This is a genomic window from Stenotrophomonas sp. IS26, assembly GCF_054188265.1.
In genome coordinates this window covers 236,596-253,346 of sequence record NZ_JBSZJV010000004.1, presented here as the reverse complement: position 1 = coordinate 253,346, position 16,751 = coordinate 236,596, and the positions used below count along the sequence as shown (strand labels likewise).

The following is a 16,751-nucleotide window of genomic DNA, read 5'->3' as shown; positions in this document are numbered from 1 at the left end:
CATCGCGTGTTCGATGCTGTGCGCGAACTGCTGGCCAGCCAGGGCATGCAATTGAGCATGGACGCCGTGGCCCAGCACGCGGGCTGCTCCAAGCAGACGCTCTACAGCCGCTACGGCAGCAAGCAGGAACTGTTGCGCCGGGTGATGCAGCGGCATGTCTGCCGCGCGACCGCCGGGCTGCGCTCACTCGACGGTGATGACCTGCGTGGCAGCCTGCTGCAGTTCGCCAACGACTACCTGGACCATTTCAACCAGCCGCATGTGGTCCAGGCCCGAAGGCTGATCGCGACAGAATCCAGCCAGTTCCCCCAGGAAGCCCGTACTCTCTATCAGGACGGCGCCGGGGCCCTGGCGCTTCACGTATCTGAATGGCTGGCAACACGCTCTGCCCGCGGCCAATTGAGGCATGACGACCCGCACTTCATGGCTGAACTGCTATTGAGCATGATCGCCGGCTTGGATGTCGAAAAACAGCGCTTCCATATCCCCCATCGCGCTGACGCCGCCGTGCGCCGCCGCTGGGCAGAATTCTCCGTTGACAGCTTCCTGCGCGCGTTCGCCGCGCCCGAAGCCGCCACGGCTTCGTATTCAAACCAACACCGGAGCTTCTCCTGATGATCGCCCCACTCCGCACCCTTGCCCTGACGTGCGCAGTCGCCCTTGCGTTGACCGCCTGCAAGAAGGAAGAGCAGCAGGCCCCGCCGCCGCCGGAGGTGGGCGTGATCGAGGCCAAGCCGCAGACCCTGCCGTTGCAGCGTGAACTGGTCGGCCGCCTTTCGCCGTTCCGCAGTGCCGACGTCCGGGCCCGCGTGCCGGGCGTGCTGCTCAAGCGCGTCTATCAGGAAGGCTCGGATGTGAAGGAAGGCCAGGTGCTGTTCCTGATCGATCCTGCTCCCCTGCGTGCCTCGCTCAATGCTGCGCAGGCCGAACTGGCCTCGGCCCAGGCCACCGCCGCCAATGCCAAAGCCGCTGCCAACCGCGCCCGCTCGCTGGCGCCGCAGGCCTACGTCTCCAAGTCCGACCTGGATGCAGCCGAAGCCACCGAGCGCACTGCCGCTGCCGCCGTGCAGCAGGCCCAGGCCTCGCTGGCCAGCGCGCGGATCAACCTGGGCTATGCCGAAGTGCGCTCGCCGATCAGCGGCCGCGCTGGCAAGCAGCAGGTCACTGAAGGTGCGCTGGTTGGCCAGGGCGATGTGACCCTGCTGACCACCGTGGACCAGCTCGACCCGCTGTACGTGAACTTCTCGATGAGCGTGGATGAGTTGACCCAGATGCGCGCGGCCCAGGCCAAGGGCGCACTGGCGCTGAGCGGGGACGGCAAATCCACGGTGCAGGTGAAGCTGGCCGACGGCACGGTCTATGACCAGCCGGGCACGCTGGACTTCTCCTCGACCACGGTCGACCCGGCCACCGGCGCGGTCTCGCTGCGCGCGGTACTGCCGAACCCGCAGCAGATCCTGCTGCCGGGCGCCTTCGTCAGCTTCCAGGCGACGCTGGGTGAGCGCAACAACGCCTACCTGGTGCCCCTGCAGGCGCTGCAGCGCGACACCACCGGCGGCTACGTGCTGGTGGTGGGCAAGGACGGCAAGGTTGCCCGCAAGAATGTGAAGAGCGAAGGCCAGCAGGGCAGCAACTGGCTGGTCAGCGGCGGTCTGGATGCGGGCGATCAGGTCATCGTCGCCGGCGTGCAGAAGGTCAAGGAAGGCGAACCGGCCAAGGCTGCCCCGTGGAACCCGGCTGCCGGCAACGGCAATGGCCAGGCGCCGGCGGGTGCTGCTCCGGCAGGTGCTGCTCCGGCGGCTGCCGCCAAGCCCGATGCCGCGGCCGCCCCGGCTGATGCCGCCGCCGCAACGTCCGACGCCGCTCCGGCTGCCGAACCGAACAAGCAATAACGGGAATCCTCCGTCATGCCTAAATTTTTCATTGAACACCCGGTATTCGCCTGGGTGGTCGCGATCCTGATCTCGCTTGCGGGCGTGATCTCGATCCTGGGTCTGGGCGTGGAGTCCTACCCGAGCATCGCGCCTCCCCAGGTGACGGTGAGCGCCACCTACCCCGGCGCCAGCGCCGACACCGCCGAAAAGTCGGTCACCCAGGTGATCGAGCAGCAGCTGACCGGTATCGATCACCTGCTGTACTTCAGCTCCTCTTCGGCCTCCAACGGCCGCGTCACCATCACCCTGACCTTCGAAACCGGCACCGATGCCGATATCGCCCAGGTCCAGGTGCAGAACAAGGTCTCGCTGGCAACCCCTCGCCTGCCGACCGAAGTGACCCAGCAGGGCGTGGTGGTGGCCAAGGCCAACGCCGGCTTCCTGATGGTGGTGGCCCTGCAGTCCGACAGCGCCTCGATCGACCGCGACGCCCTCAACGACATCGTCGGTTCGCGCGTGCTCGACCAGATCTCGCGTATCCCCGGCGTGGGCAGCACCCAGCAGTTCGGTTCCGAGTACGCCATGAATATCTGGCTCAACCCGGAAAAGATGCAGGGTTACGGCCTGTCGGCCACCCAGGTACTGGCCGCGATCAAGGACCAGAACGTGCAGTTCGCGGCCGGTTCGCTGGGCTCGGATCCCTCGCCCGAGGGGCACTACTTCACCGCGACCGTGTCGGCCGAAGGCCGCTTCAGCTCGCCGGAAGAGTTCGAGAACATCATCCTGCGCGCCAATGCCGACGGCTCGCGCGTGCTGCTCAAGGACGTCGCCCGGATCGCCTTCGGTGCGAACAACTACGGTTTTGACACCCAGTACAACGGCAAGCCGACCGGTGCCTTCGCGATCCAGCTGCTGCCGGGCGCCAACGCGCTGAACGTGGCCAATGCGGTCACCTCGAAGATGGATGAGCTCAAGCCGAGCTTCCCGGCTGGTGTCAGCTGGTTCTCGCCGTACGACAGCACCACCTTCGTGAAGATCTCGATCGAGGAAGTGGTCAAGACCCTGATCGAAGCGGTCGTGCTGGTGTTCCTGGTGATGCTGATCTTCCTGCAGAACTTCCGCGCCACGCTGATCCCGACCCTGGTCATCCCGGTCGCACTGCTGGGCACGTTCCTGGGCATGAGCATCATCGGCTTCACCATCAACCAGCTGACGCTGTTTGCGATGGTGCTGGCGATCGGCATCGTGGTCGATGACGCCATCGTGGTCATCGAGAACGTCGAACGCATCATGACCGAGGAGAAGCTGCCGCCCAAGGCCGCCACCCAGAAGGCCATGACCCAGATCACCGGTGCGGTGGTGGCCATCACCGTGGTGCTGGCCGCGGTGTTCATTCCGTCGGCCCTGCAGGGCGGCGCCGCCGGCGAGATCTACAAGCAGTTCGCGCTGACCATCGCCATCGCGATGGCCTTCTCGGCCTTCCTGGCCCTGGGCTTCACCCCGGCGCTGTGCGCGACGTTCCTCAAGCCCACGCACAACGACAAGCCGAACATCGTCTACCGCACCTTCAACAAGTACTACGACAAGGTCAGCAACACCTACGTGGGCCACATCACCTCGGCGGTGAAGCATGCCCCGCGCTGGATGATCCTGTTCGTGGTGCTGACCGTGCTGTGCGGTTTCCTGTTCACGCGCATGCCGGGCAGCTTCCTGCCCGAAGAAGACCAGGGCTACGCGCTGGCGATCGTGCAGCTGCCGCCGGGCTCGACCAAGTCGCAGACCAACCACGCCTTTGCCCAGATGCGCGGCATCCTGGAAAAGCAGGATGGCTTCGAAGGCATGCTGCAGGTGGCCGGTTTCAGCTTCGTCGGCTCCGGTGAAAACGTGGGCATGGGCTTCATCCGCCTCAAGCCCTGGGCGGACCGTGACATCACGGTGCCCGAGTTCATCAACAACATGAACGGCGCGTTCTACGGGATCAAGGAAGCGCAGATCTTCGTGGTCAACCTGCCGACCGTGCAGGGCCTGGGCCAGTTCGGCGGCTTCGACATGTGGCTGCAGGACCGTGGCGGCGTGGGCTATGAGCAGCTGACGCAGGCCCGCAACATCCTTCTCGGCAAGGCGGCCCAGGAAAGCGACCTGCTGACCGGCGTGCGCCCGAACGGCCTGGAAAACGCCCCGCAGCTGCAGTTGCACGTGGACCGCGTGCAGGCGCAGACCATGGGCCTGTCGGTGTCGGACGTGTACAGCACCATCCAGCTGATGCTGGCCCCGGTGTACGTCAACGACTTCTTCTACGAAGGCCGCATCAAGCGCGTGACCCTGCAGGCCGATGGCCCGTATCGCACCGGTGCGGAGTCGTTGAACAGCTTCTACACGCCCAGCACGCTGCAGACCAATCCCGACGGCACGCAGGCGATGATCCCGCTGAGCACCGTGGTGAAGTCCGAGTGGGTGTCCGCACCGCCGTCGCTGAGCCGCTACAACGGCTACTCGGCGGTCAACATCGTCGGTTCGCAGGCGGCCGGGCGCAGCTCGGGCGAGGCGATGCAGGCGATGGAGCGGATCGTCAACGACGACCTGCCAGCCGGCTTCGGCTACGACTGGTCGGGCATGTCCTACCAGGAAATCCTGGCCGGCAACGCCGCGACCCTGCTGCTGGTGCTGTCCATCGTGGTGGTGTTCCTCTGCCTGGCCGCGCTGTATGAAAGCTGGTCGATCCCGGTGGCGGTGCTGCTGGTGGTGCCACTGGGTGTCCTCGGCGCCCTGGCCTTCTCGCTGGCACGTGGCCTGCCGAACGATCTGTACTTCAAGATCGGCCTGATCACGGTGATCGGCCTGGCGGCGAAGAACGCGATCCTGATCGTGGAGTTCGCGGTGGAGCAGCGGGCTGCAGGCAAGAACCTGCGCGAGGCGACCATCGAAGCCTCCCGCCTGCGTTTCCGCCCGATCCTGATGACCTCGTTCGCCTTCATCATGGGCGTGGTGCCGATGGCCATCTCCACCGGTGCCGGTGCCAACGCGCGTCACGCCATCGGTACCGGCGTGATCGGCGGCATGGTGTTCGCCACCTTCCTGGGTCTGCTGATGATCCCGGTGTTCTTCGTGGTGGTCCGCCGCATGCTGGGTGACAAGCTGGACGAACCGTCCAAGGAGTTCCTGGAACGCCAGGGCGAAGCCAATACGGCCCACCGTCCGGATCGTTGATGCACAGGGGCAGCCACGGTTGCCCCACCGCCAGGTGACCACCGTGGGTGGTCACGCTGGAATGAAGAAGCCCCGGCGCGAGCCGGGGCTTTTTTGTGTGCGCCGCATGACGGGTAGAGCCACACCATGTGTGGCTGAGCGAAGGCACGCATCGGAGGACCAGGTAATGACGGCCGCTGGCCGGCTGCTCCGGGCACCTGCCAGGCAAGGATCGCCGGGTTGCCGGCCGACGGCCGGCACTACCAAATGGTCTCAGCGCAGCAACGCTACTGCCGCGCATACCAACACGATCACCAACGACGGCCACTGCATTGGCATGTAGAAGAAGTGATGGCGGGCATGCTCGCCCACCGCGCGCGGGCCGCGGTTGAGCACGATGCCGAGCACGACATTGATCGCTGCGCCGATGCCGAATCCGACCAGCAGCTGCGCCAGCGAGGTATTGCCTTTGGCAACCGCAGGATCCGGCCACAGCCACATCAGCAGCAACAGGGCGGCAATGGGGGTGAGCAGGGTCAGGAACCCTGCGCCTCGATAAATAACCATGGGGTGACCTGCAGAACGGGGCCGCACATTCTGCACTACCCCGCGTGCCGACCAGCGGTCGGCACCTACCTTGATCCGACGCTGGAGCGTCCGCAACCTCTCAAGGCCACTTCAGAGGCCCCGGACCGACCAGCGGCGCCCAACGGGCGCCGCTGTCCTATCGATCAGCGCAGCCCGGTCTCGTTGCGCGCGATCACCAACCGCTGGATTTCCGAGGTGCCCTCGTAGATCTCGGTGATCTTGGCATCACGGAAGTAGCGCTCCAGCGGCATTTCCTTGGAATAGCCCATGCCACCGTGGATCTGCACGGCCTGGTGGGTAATCCACATCGCCGCTTCGGAGGCGGTCAGCTTGGCGATCGCCGCTTCGTTGCTGAAGCGCTTGCCCTGCCCCTTCACCCACGCCGCGCGCAGCGTCAGCAGCAGGGCTGCATCCAGCTTGCACTTCATGTCGGCGATCTTCGCTTGGGTCATCTGGAAAGTGCCGATCGCCGCGCCGAAGGCCTTGCGGTCCTTCACGTATTCGATCGTCGCTTCGTACGCCGCACGGGCGATACCGATCGCCTGCGAGGCGATGCCGATACGGCCGGCGTCAAGCACGCCCATGGCGATCTTGAAGCCCTCGCCTTCCTTGCCCAGCACGTCGTCGGCGCTGGCCACGTAGTCCTGGAACTCGATTTCGCAGGTGGCCGAGGCGCGGATGCCCAGCTTCGGCTCGGTCTTGCCCCGGTGGAAGCCGGCCTTGTCGGTGTCGATCATGAAGGCGGTGATGCCACGCGCGCCCTGTTCCGGATCGGTCATCGCAAACAGCACGATGTACTTGGCCACCGGGCCGGAGGTGATCCAGCTCTTCTTGCCGTTGATCACGTAGGTGCCGTCGGCCTGCTTGACCGCGCGGCAGCGCATGGCTGTCGCATCCGAACCGGACTGCGGCTCGGTCAGCGCGAACGCACCGATGGCCTCGCCCTCGGCGATGGCGCGCACGTACTTCTGCTTCTGCGCTTCGCTGCCGTGGGTCAGGATGCCGTTGCAGAACAGCGAGTTGTTGACCGACATGATCGTCGAATGCGCAGCGTCCCCGGCGGCGACCTCCACCATCGCCAGGACGTAGGCGATCGGGTCCATGCCCGCACCGCCGTAGGCTTCGGGCACTTCAATGCCCATCAGCCCGTTCTCGCCCAGCAGGCGAATGTTCTCCAGCGGGAACTCGCCGGTGCGGTCGTGGTGTTCGGCGCTGGGCGCGATTTTTTCCTGCGCGATTCGGCGCGCAACGTCCTGCAGCATCAACTGCTCTTCGGTAAAACTGAAATCCACAACACCCTCCCGGGTACAGAGTGATAAGGGCCGCAGTGCGCGCGGCCCGGTCGGGCGATTGTACCGGGGGCCGGGGAAAGCACGCCTGACTTGACCGCACCGCCGCCAAAGGACGAAAATATCTCTATATCGCGATAGGTAGATATTTATGGATCTCGAGGACTGGTCCGTCCGGCTGAAAGTGTTTGCCGACGCCACCCGGGTGCGCCTGCTGGCGCTGCTGGAGCAGGAAGAACTCACTGTGGCCGAGCTGTCGGCCATCACCACGCTGGCGCAGCCGCGGGTGTCCACCCACCTGGCCCGGCTCAAGGAAGCCGGCCTGGTACGCGACCGTCGCTCTGGCGTCTCGGCGTATTACCGCTTCGATGACGCCGCGCTGGATCCGGCGCAGCGCGCATTGTGGCATGCCCTGAGCACCGGCAGCGACGACCCGCTGCTGCGCCAGGACGCTGAACGCGTGGCTGCCGTCATGGCCAGCCGAGCGGCGGACCAGAACTGGGCCGACAGCGTCGCTGGCGACATGGAGCGCCATTATTCCCCGGGTCGCACCTGGGAAGCGCTGGCGCGCACCGCCCTGCCGTTGCTGGAAACCGGTGACGTGCTCGATATCGCCTCCGGTGACGGCGTGCTGGCCGAGCTTGTGGCGCCGCACGCCAAGCGCTACATCTGTATCGACACCAGCGCGCGCGTGGTCGCCGCTGCCAGCGAGCGCCTGCGCCGGCTGGCCAATGTGGAAGTGCGCGAAGGCGATATGCATGCCCTGCCCTTCCCCGACCAGAGTTTCGACCTGGTCGTGCTGATGCACGCACTGACCTATGCGGCCAAGCCGGCCCAGGCCGTCGCCGAGGGTGCGCGCGTGCTGCGCCCAGGCGGGCGCCTGCTGCTGTGCAGCCTGGCCCGCCACGAACACCGTGCGGCCGTGGATGCCTATGGCCACGTCAACCTCGGCTTCAGCGACAAGGAACTGCGCAAGTTCGTGGAGAAGGCCGGCCTGGTCGTTTCCAGCCTGGAAACCGTGACCCGCGAGAAGCGCCCGCCGCATTTCGAAGTCATTTCGCTGATTGCCAGCAAGCCCTGAGGTCTGCCCATGCCATCCCTGCCCTGGCTCCACCCCGACCGCGTGCATGCGCTGGAAACGGCGCTGGCCCAGCGCATCCTGATCATCGATGGCGCCATGGGCACGATGATCCAGCGCCATGGGCTGGAAGAGGACGATTACCGCGGCGCGCGCTTCGCCGGCGGTTACGACCACCAGCACGAGCCCGGCTGCGATCATGCCGCGACCGGTGACACGCCGGAGGGACATGACCTCAAGGGCAACAACGACCTGCTGTTGCTGACCCGCCCGGAGGTGATCGGCGGCATCCATACCGCGTACCTGGAGGCCGGCGCCGATCTGGTCGAGACCAATACGTTCAATGCGACCTCGGTCAGCCAGGCCGACTACCACCTTGAACACCTGGTCTACGAGCTCAACAAAGCCGGTGCTGCAGTGGCGCGTGCCTGCTGCGATGCAGTCGCGGCGACCACGCCGGGCAAACCGCGCTTCGTGATCGGCGTGCTCGGCCCGACCAGCCGCACCGCGTCGATCAGCCCGGACGTGAACGATCCCGGCTTCCGCAATACCAGCTTCGATGCGCTGCGCGAGACCTACCGCGAAGCCATCGATGGCCTGATCGACGGTGGCGCCGACACCCTGATGGTGGAAACCATCTTCGATACGCTCAACGCCAAGGCCGCGCTGTTCGCCATCGAAGAAGTGTTCGATGCGCGCGGTGGTCGACTGCCGGTGATGATCTCCGGCACGATCACCGATGCCTCCGGCCGCACCCTCTCCGGGCAGACGGCCGAGGCGTTCTACGCCTCGGTCGCGCATGGCCGGCCGCTGTCGATCGGGCTGAACTGCGCGCTCGGCGCCAGCGACATGCGGCCCCACGTGGAGACATTGTCCACTGTGGCCGAGTGTCTGGTCAGCGCGCATCCCAATGCCGGCCTGCCCAATGCCTTCGGCGAGTACGACGAAACCCCGGAAGAAATGGCCACCACGCTGCGCGAGTTCGCCAGCGCCGGTCTGCTCAACCTGGTGGGCGGCTGCTGCGGCACCACCCCGGCGCACATCCGCGCGATTGCCGAAGCGGTGGCCGATCTGCCGCCGCGCCGCCTGCCCGCACCACCGCTGGAAGACGCGGCATGACCGCATCCGCCCCACGCTCCCGTTGTCGTTGACCCTCCTCCGCCAGCCCGTGCCAGCCTGCCCATGACGTCTTCCCGCCACACCCGCCTGTCCGGTCTCGAGCCGCTGGTCATCACCCCGGACCTGCTGTTCGTCAACATCGGGGAGCGCACCAACGTCACCGGCAGCGCGCAGTTCCGCAAGCTGGTGAAGGAAGAACGCTATGAAGAGGCGGTGGAAGTGGCGCGCCAGCAGGTCGCCAACGGCGCGCAGATCCTCGACGTCAACATGGACGAGGGCCTGATCGATTCCGAAAAGGCGATGACGCGCTACCTCAACCTGATCATGTCCGAGCCGGACATCGCCCGGATTCCGGTGATGGTCGACTCCTCCAAGTGGAGCGTGATCGAAGCGGGTCTGAAGTGCCTGCAGGGCAAGAGCGTGGTCAACTCGATCTCGCTCAAGGAAGGCGAAGCGCAGTTCATCGAACAGGCACGCAAGGTGCTGCGCTACGGTGCGGCCGCCGTGGTGATGGCCTTCGATGAGGACGGCCAGGCCGATACCTGCGCGCGCAAGGTCGAGATCTGCACCCGCGCCTACCGGGTCCTGACCGAGCAGGTCGGCTTCCCGCCCCAAGACATCATCTTCGACCCGAACATCTTCGCCGTCGCCACCGGCATCGAAGAGCACGACAACTACGCGGTCGACTTCATCGAAGCCACCCGCATCATCAAACGCACCCTGCCGCACTGCCATGTCTCCGGCGGCGTCTCCAACGTGTCGTTCTCGTTCCGCGGCAATGAAACCGTGCGCCAGGCGATCCACTCGGTGTTCCTGTTCCATGCCATCGGCGCGGGCATGGACATGGGCATCGTCAACGCGGGCGCGATGCCGATCTACGATGATCTGGACGCCGAGCTGCGCGAGCGCGTGGAGGATGTGATCCTCAACCGCCGCAGTGACGGCACCGAGCGCCTGCTGGAAATTGCCGAGCGCTACAAGGGCAAGAAGGGCGAAGTGCGCGGCGAAGACCTCGCCTGGCGCGAAAAGCCGGTCAATGATCGCCTCGCGCATGCGCTGGTGCACGGCATGGATGCGTGGGTCGAGCAGGACACCGAAGAAGCCCGTGCGCGCTCGACCCGTCCGCTGGATGTGATCGAAGGACCGCTGATGGACGGCATGAACATCGTGGGCGACCTGTTTGGCGCCGGCAAGATGTTCCTGCCGCAGGTGGTCAAGTCCGCACGCGTGATGAAGAAGGCGGTGGCCTACCTGCTGCCGTACATCGAGGCGGAAAAGGCCCGCAGCGGCGACACTGCCAAGAGCAACGGCAAGATCATCATGGCCACGGTCAAGGGTGACGTGCACGACATCGGCAAGAACATCGTCGGCGTGGTCCTGGCCTGCAACAACTTCGACGTGATCGATCTGGGCGTGATGGTGCCGGCACAGAAGATCCTGGATGCCGCGCGCGCCGAGAACGCCGACATCATCGGCCTGTCCGGCCTGATCACGCCCTCGCTGGAAGAGATGAGCCACGTCGCGCGCGAGATGGAGCGCCAGGGCTTCACGATGCCGCTGATGATCGGCGGTGCGACCACCTCGCGCGCGCACACCGCGCTGAAGATCGATCCGCACTACAAGGCACCCACGGTGTGGGTGAAGGACGCCTCGCGCGCGGTCGGCGTGGCGCAATCGCTGATCTCGCGAGAGCTGCGCGATGCCTTCGTGGCTGCCAACGAGGCCGACTACGCCGACATCCGCCAGCGCCACCGCAATCGTGGCGACGCCAAGCGGTTGGTCACCCTCGCCAAGGCACGCGCCCAGCGGTTCGTGGGCGACTGGGCCACCTACACACCGCCGGCACCGCGCAAGCCGGGCCTGCATGTGCTCGACGATTACCCGCTGGCCGACCTGGTCGAGGTGATCGACTGGACGCCGTTCTTCCAGGCCTGGGAACTGGCCGGCAAGTTCCCGGCGATCCTCACCGATGAGATCGTCGGCCCGCAGGCCACCGATCTGTACAAGGACGCCCGCGCGATGCTCACCCGCATCGTCGAGGAGAAGTGGCTGACCGCCAAGGCCGTATTCGGCCTGTGGCCGGCCAACAGCGTTGGCGATGATGTGCACCTGCGTACCGACAATGGCCCGGCCGTGCTGCACTTCCTGCGCCAGCAGGTGGACAAGCCGGTCGAGCGCCCGGATTTCTGCCTGGCCGATTTCATCGCCCCGGCCGACAGCGGCAAGCAGGACTGGATCGGCGCGTTCGCGGTGACCGCCGGCATCGGCATCGACCCGCACGTGGCCCGCTTCGAGGCCGACCACGACGACTACAACGCGATCCTGCTCAAGGCACTGGCCGACCGCCTGGCCGAGGCCCTGGCCGAGCGCCTGCACCAGCACGTGCGCATGGATTACTGGGGCTACCAGCCCGATGAGCAGCTGGACAACGAATCGCTGATCGCCGAGAAGTACGCCGGCATCCGCCCTGCGCCCGGCTACCCGGCCTGCCCCGAGCACAGCGAGAAAGCCACGCTGTTCCGCTTGCTGGATGCCGAGCGCAACGCGGACATGCAGCTGACCGAGAGCTTTGCGATGCTGCCCACCGCGGCGGTGTCGGGCTACTACTTCAGCCACCCGCAGAGCCAGTATTTCGTGGTCGGCCGTGTCACCCGCGAGCAGGTGGTCGATTACGCCAAGCGCAAGGGCGTGGACCGTGTACAGGCCGAGCGCTGGCTGGCGTCCAATCTGGATTACGATCCGGAATAAGGCGGTCGCCCACCCCGTGCCCGGGTGCGCGCGTCCATAATGCACCGGTCGTCACCGAGATCCCGCATGACCGCCCTCCCCCGCGACGCCGTACCGGCCGTCCGCCTGTCCTCGTTCTACCTGTTCTACTACGCCGCTCTGGGCGCGTTCACACCGTACTGGTCGTTGTTCCTGACCTCGCGCGGCATGAGCGTCACCGCGATCAGCGTGATGATGGGCATCTGGTATGCCACCCGCATCGTGGCGCCCACCACCTGGACCTCCCTCGCCGCCGCCTCGCCGCGCCCGATCTTCTGGCTGCGACTGGGCTGCGTGATCACCCTGCTGACCTTCTGCGCGTTCCTGCTGCCGTTGCCGCAGCCGTGGCTGTACCCGGCGATGATCGCGTTCTGTTTCTTCTACAACGCGGTGATGCCACAGTTCGAATCGATCACGTTGACCCACCTGGGCAGCGACAGCCATCGCTATGGGCTGATCCGGGTGTGGGGCTCGCTGGGCTTCATCGCCGTGGTGATGCTGTTCGGCTGGATCATCGAAGGCGACGGCGGCGCCGGCAACGCACATCTGCTGCCGTGGTTGATGCTGCCGCTGTTCGGCCTGCTGACCGCCTCGGGCTTTGCCAACCACTACGCACGCAACCTGCAGCGCAGCGACGGTGATGCCAGTGGATTCTGGGCGATCGTGCGCAAGCCGCAGGTGCTGGCGTTCTTCCTGGCCGCGTTCATGGAGCAGCTGTCGTTCGGCCCCTATTACACCTTCTTTTCGGTCTACATGGATCACCACGGCTACGCGACCTCCACGCTGGGCGTGCTGTGGACGGTCGGGGTGGTGTTCGAAGTGGGTGTGTTCTTCACCATCGGCCGCTTCTTCCGCCGCTATGACGCCAGCTGGATGCTGCTGATCGCCCTGCTCAGTTCCACGGTGCGCTGGGCGGTGACCGCGCTGTTCCCGGAGAACCTGCCGGTGATGCTCCTCGCCCAGACTGCGCATGCGCTCGGTTTTGCCGCCTTCTTCGCCGCCGCGATGCAGATGCTGGCCACCTACTTCCCCGGGCGCCTGAACGGCCATGGCCAGGGTTTGTTGTACGGCTTCTCCTCCGGAGTGGGCGGCGTGCTCGGCGCACTGATCGCGGGCCAGTTGTGGCCGATCGATCAGGGCCGTACCGCGTTCCTCGCGGGCAGTGGCTTTGCATTGGCTGGCGCACTGTTGTGCTTCTTCGCGATCAGCCTGCCGCTGCTGCGGGCGCGCACGCACTGATTGTCCGCTGCCGGTAGTGCCGGCCACTGGCCGGCAACCCGATCCCCGGATGGGGTAGGCTCAAGGCTCCCCCTGACTGGAGCCGCCGATGCGACCGACCCGCCTGTGGGCGCTGCTGCTTGCCGCCACCACCGCCCTGCCTGCCGCAGCCGAGCCGATCCTGTTCGAAAACGCCCGTGTCTTCGATGGCACCCGCGACCTCGGCATCACGCCAGTGCTGATCGACGGCGCGCGGATCGTGCATGTCGGCACGCCGCTGCCGGCGGCCGCCACCGGTGCGCGCCGCGTCGATTACACAGGCAAAACTCTGTTGCCCGGCCTGGTCAGCGACCATGCCCACGTTGGCAATACGCAGGGGCTGGAACACGGCGACCGCTTCTACACCCATGACAACGTGGTGCGCGATCTGCGCCAGTTCCAGCGCTACGGCATCACCACGGTGACGGCGCTGGGCATGAACGGCGCGGACTTCTTCACCCTCCGCAAGGCGATCAACATTGATCCCGGCCTGGGTGCGCAGCTGTACGGTGCCGGCGGCGGCATCGGCGCCCCGGAGGGCGCGCCCCCGGCCGACACCATGGGCCTGCGCCATGATCCGGTGGCACGCCCGCGCAACGCCGAAGAAGCACGCGCGGCCGTGGCCACCCAGCATGCCGATGGCGTGGACCTGATCAAGCTGTGGGTGGACGACCTCGGCGGCAAGCGGCCGATGATGACCCCGGAGGTGTACGGCGCGGCCATCGCCGAAGCGCATGCGCGCGGGCTCAAGGTTGCCGCGCACATCCACGATCTGGAGCAGGCCCGCGACCTGGTCGATGCCAAGGTCGACATCCTCGCCCACGGTATCCGCGACCGCGCGGTGGACCCGATGCTGGCGCGGAAGATGCGCGACCAGGGCACCTGGTACATCCCCACCATCGCCATCGACGAGGCCAATTACTGGTATGCCGAGCATCCGCTGGCATTGCAGCAGCCCTTCCTGCGCCAGGCACTGCACGCCGATGTGCTGGCGCGCTGGTCGCAGCCGGACTGGCAGCGCAGCCAGCTGGCCAGCGACGGCATACCCGCCGCGCGCAAGGCGGTCGCGACCAATCTGGACAACGTGCGCCGCCTGCATGCGGCGGGAGTGAAGCTCGGCTTCGGCACCGATGCCGGCGCGATGCCGCAACGGGTGATCGGCGTGGCCGAACATCGCGAACTGCAGCTGTTGGTGGAAGCCGGGCTGACGCCCTCCGAAGCCTTGCAGGTCGCCACCACGCAGGCGGCGGCATTGCTGGGGCTGACCGACCGCGGCCGCATTGCCGCCGGCAAGCGCGCCGATCTGCTGGTGCTCGATGCCGATCCGCTGGTGGATATCGCCAACACGCAGCGCATTGGCGCGGTCTGGCAGGCCGGCCAGCAGGTCGCCGGCCCGATCGAGGCCGCTGCAGACACGGCTACCCGCGACTGATCGCGGGGTGTGTGATTCAGGGGGCGACGGCGGGCGCCGTCGTCTCCCACCGCTTCAGCTGCGCCTGGAAATCAGGCAGCAGCAGACGATTGCCATAGCCGCTGAGATGATCACCATCGAAGAACAGCGGCTTGCCCTCACGTGTCGGCAGGCATTGCTCGCCGGGGCACAGCAACGGCATCGGATCCCAGATCGACGCGCCGGGCAGACCTGCAGCCACCTGCTGCAGGCCGGCCAATACCGGCGCACGCAACTGCTCGATCTCGGTGCGCGGCACGGTCATGCCGTTGGCGCAGATCGGATTGTGCCGGTTGAACACATCCGAGCACCGGTACGGGGGCGCTGGCAAAACGGGTTTGGGCGCCTCCAGCACGATGTGAACACCGCGATCGGCCAGCGGCGTGAGCTGCTCGATCCAGTGCGCGATTTCGGCGGTACGGCCTGCATTGGCCGCCTCGCTGAGATGGGCAGCGCGAACCTGCGCGACATCGAACAGTGCGTACTGTTCGGACAGGCGCGGCAGCCGCAGCCCTGCCAACAGCACCACATCGCCCGGCTGCGCACGCACCTGGATATCGTCCAGCACATTGCGCGCATAGGCCTCGCACGCCGGATTGGGCCCCTGCCAGGCGCGCAGCCCGACCAGCGCGCAACCTCCGCTGCCATACAGTCGGATCGGCGCTCCATCCAGCACAGCCAGGCGCTGCAGCATTTCGTGGTAGGCCAGCGCATGCGAATCGCCGGCCACGAACAGTTGGCGGGTGGATGCGGTGCGTCCCGGGCACTCACCACGCGCATACAGACGCGCTTGCCCGCCCAGCACCGGCACGTTGCTGACCCGCACGCGGCAGTCGGGGATCTCCTTCTTCAACCCCTTGGCATACGGATACCAGTCCAGCGGGGCACGGCTGACCACGCTGAGCGAGGTGTACTGCTGGGTCTTGACCAGCGCCGCCTGCAGGCCGGCGCCAAGCACCAGTACGCCCAGCCCGACCACGACCCAGCGCGCGTTGCTGACGCCCCAGCGCGCACCATGCCGCAGGGGCTGTTCCACCCAGCGCCACGACAGCCAGGACAACAGTGCCACGCACAGCAGCGCGGCGCCGCCGGTGGCCACCGTCTCCAGGCCCACCGTCCAGCGGAACAGCACGAAGACCGGCCAGTGCCACAGGTACAGCGAGTAGGACAGCCGACCGATCGTCACCATCGGTGTGGTCGCCAGCGCCCGCCCGACCCAGCCCCCGGGTGAGCGCTGCAGCAGGCCCAGCAACCCCAGCGTGCCCACTACCGGCCACAGCCCATCGATCCATGGCGAATGCCCCGGCCGTGCGGCCCACAAACCATAGCCCAGCGCCGCAAGGCTCAGCACCAGCAGCGGCGAGCGCCAGCTGATACCGCGCGGCGGCACCGGCGGCGGCGTGAACCGCCCGCTCAGGGACAGCAGCTGGAACAGCAGCACGCCAGCGCCCAGCTGCCAGAAGCGCGTGGTCGTGAGGTAGAACGCATCGATCTCATGGCCGCCCTGTCGCGCGCGGAACACCGCATAGCCCAGCGATGCCACGGTTGCCACGCCGAACAGGCCCAGCGACAGCCAGCGCCCACGCGGGCCTTTGGCCCACGCCAGGAACAACAGCGGGAACAGCAGATAGAACTGCTCTTCCACACCCAGCGACCAGGTATGGGTGTACGGATTGAACTCGGTGCGCGGCGAGAAGTAATCGTTGCCGGTGCTGGCGAGCACCCAGTTGCTCAGCCCGACGAACGCCATCCGGCCGGTCTTGTCGCTGGTCTCGCTGAGCCAGGATTCGGGAATCAGCAACGCGCTGAGCATCGCCGTTACCAGCAGGCAGACCACCAGTGCCGGAGCGATGCGACGCATGCGGCGCGCATAGAAGCGTGCCAGCCCGGCCCAGCCGCCGACCGCCGGCAGGCGATCCACCGAGGCGCTGACCACGAAACCGGAGATGACGAAGAACACGTCCACACCAGTGAAGCCGCCCGGCAACCAGCTCGCCTTGAGGTGATAGAGGATGACCGCCAGGACCGCGATCGCACGCAGGCCATCGATATGCGGGAAATACCCGGGACTGCGTTCCTGCATGGCCCTGCTCCTGACATGCACTGGGCGCCTCACGGCGCCCAGTGCGTTCAACAATGGTTGC

The 16,751-nt window shown here is 66.5% G+C and carries 11 protein-coding genes; 8 read left to right on the top strand and 3 right to left on the bottom strand.

Annotated elements, in window-relative coordinates; genetic code table 11:
- From ACW6W5_RS06395 to ACW6W5_RS06385, 3 genes are all read left to right on the top strand, one after another.
- A partial coding sequence (locus ACW6W5_RS06395; protein WP_458233633.1) for a TetR/AcrR family transcriptional regulator occupies positions 1-615 on the top strand: 615 nt, incomplete at its 5' end.
- Positions 615-1,892 (top strand): efflux RND transporter periplasmic adaptor subunit, encoded by a 1,278-nt coding sequence (locus ACW6W5_RS06390; RefSeq protein WP_152152617.1) that lies wholly within the window; start codon positions 615-617, stop codon positions 1,890-1,892. The genes ACW6W5_RS06395 and ACW6W5_RS06390, both read left to right, overlap by 1 nt.
- Positions 1,893-1,907: 15 nt before the next feature.
- Positions 1,908-5,081, top strand: coding sequence for a multidrug efflux RND transporter permease subunit (locus ACW6W5_RS06385; protein ID WP_121037894.1), 3,174 nt, complete (start codon positions 1,908-1,910; stop codon positions 5,079-5,081).
- A gap of 252 nt (positions 5,082-5,333) precedes the next feature.
- Here ACW6W5_RS06385 and ACW6W5_RS06380 read toward each other — a convergent pair whose 3' ends face one another.
- Together ACW6W5_RS06380 and ACW6W5_RS06375 are read right to left on the bottom strand one after the other, a co-directional pair.
- Positions 5,334-5,627, bottom strand: coding sequence for a hypothetical protein (locus tag ACW6W5_RS06380; RefSeq protein WP_121037897.1), 294 nt, complete (start codon positions 5,625-5,627; stop codon positions 5,334-5,336).
- 164 nt (positions 5,628-5,791) lie between these two features.
- On the bottom strand, positions 5,792-6,976 hold the full coding sequence (locus ACW6W5_RS06375; protein ID WP_428999441.1) for an acyl-CoA dehydrogenase family protein: 1,185 nt from the start codon (positions 6,974-6,976) through the stop codon (positions 5,792-5,794).
- A gap of 112 nt (positions 6,977-7,088) precedes the next feature.
- On the opposite strand from ACW6W5_RS06375, the gene ACW6W5_RS06370 reads away from it, so the two are divergent.
- The 5 genes from ACW6W5_RS06370 (at position 7,089) to ACW6W5_RS06350 (ending at position 14,589) form a co-directional block, all read left to right on the top strand.
- The gene (locus ACW6W5_RS06370) at positions 7,089-8,018 is read left to right on the top strand and encodes an ArsR/SmtB family transcription factor (RefSeq protein ID WP_121037902.1); all 930 of its coding nucleotides are present in this window, start codon (positions 7,089-7,091) and stop codon (positions 8,016-8,018) included.
- A gap of 9 nt (positions 8,019-8,027) precedes the next feature.
- Positions 8,028-9,134 carry a homocysteine S-methyltransferase family protein gene (locus ACW6W5_RS06365; protein WP_121037905.1) on the top strand — a complete coding sequence of 369 codons (1,107 nt, stop codon included), beginning with the start codon at positions 8,028-8,030 and terminating at the stop codon, positions 9,132-9,134.
- Positions 9,135-9,197: 63 nt separating this feature from the next.
- Entirely contained in the window at positions 9,198-11,882 is a 2,685-nt protein-coding gene (gene metH / locus ACW6W5_RS06360; protein WP_121037908.1) for a methionine synthase, read from the top strand.
- Between the two features lie 66 nt (positions 11,883-11,948).
- Positions 11,949-13,139, top strand: coding sequence for an MFS transporter (locus ACW6W5_RS06355; RefSeq protein ID WP_152152619.1), 1,191 nt, complete (start codon positions 11,949-11,951; stop codon positions 13,137-13,139).
- 88 nt (positions 13,140-13,227) lie between these two features.
- On the top strand, positions 13,228-14,589 hold the full coding sequence (locus tag ACW6W5_RS06350) for an amidohydrolase family protein (protein WP_226956632.1): 1,362 nt from the start codon (positions 13,228-13,230) through the stop codon (positions 14,587-14,589).
- Between the two features lie 16 nt (positions 14,590-14,605).
- On the opposite strand, the gene ACW6W5_RS06345 is transcribed toward ACW6W5_RS06350, so the two are convergent.
- Positions 14,606-16,690 (bottom strand): acyltransferase family protein, encoded by a 2,085-nt coding sequence (locus ACW6W5_RS06345; RefSeq protein ID WP_152152624.1) that lies wholly within the window; start codon positions 16,688-16,690, stop codon positions 14,606-14,608.
- Positions 16,691-16,751: the final 61 nt, after the last annotated feature.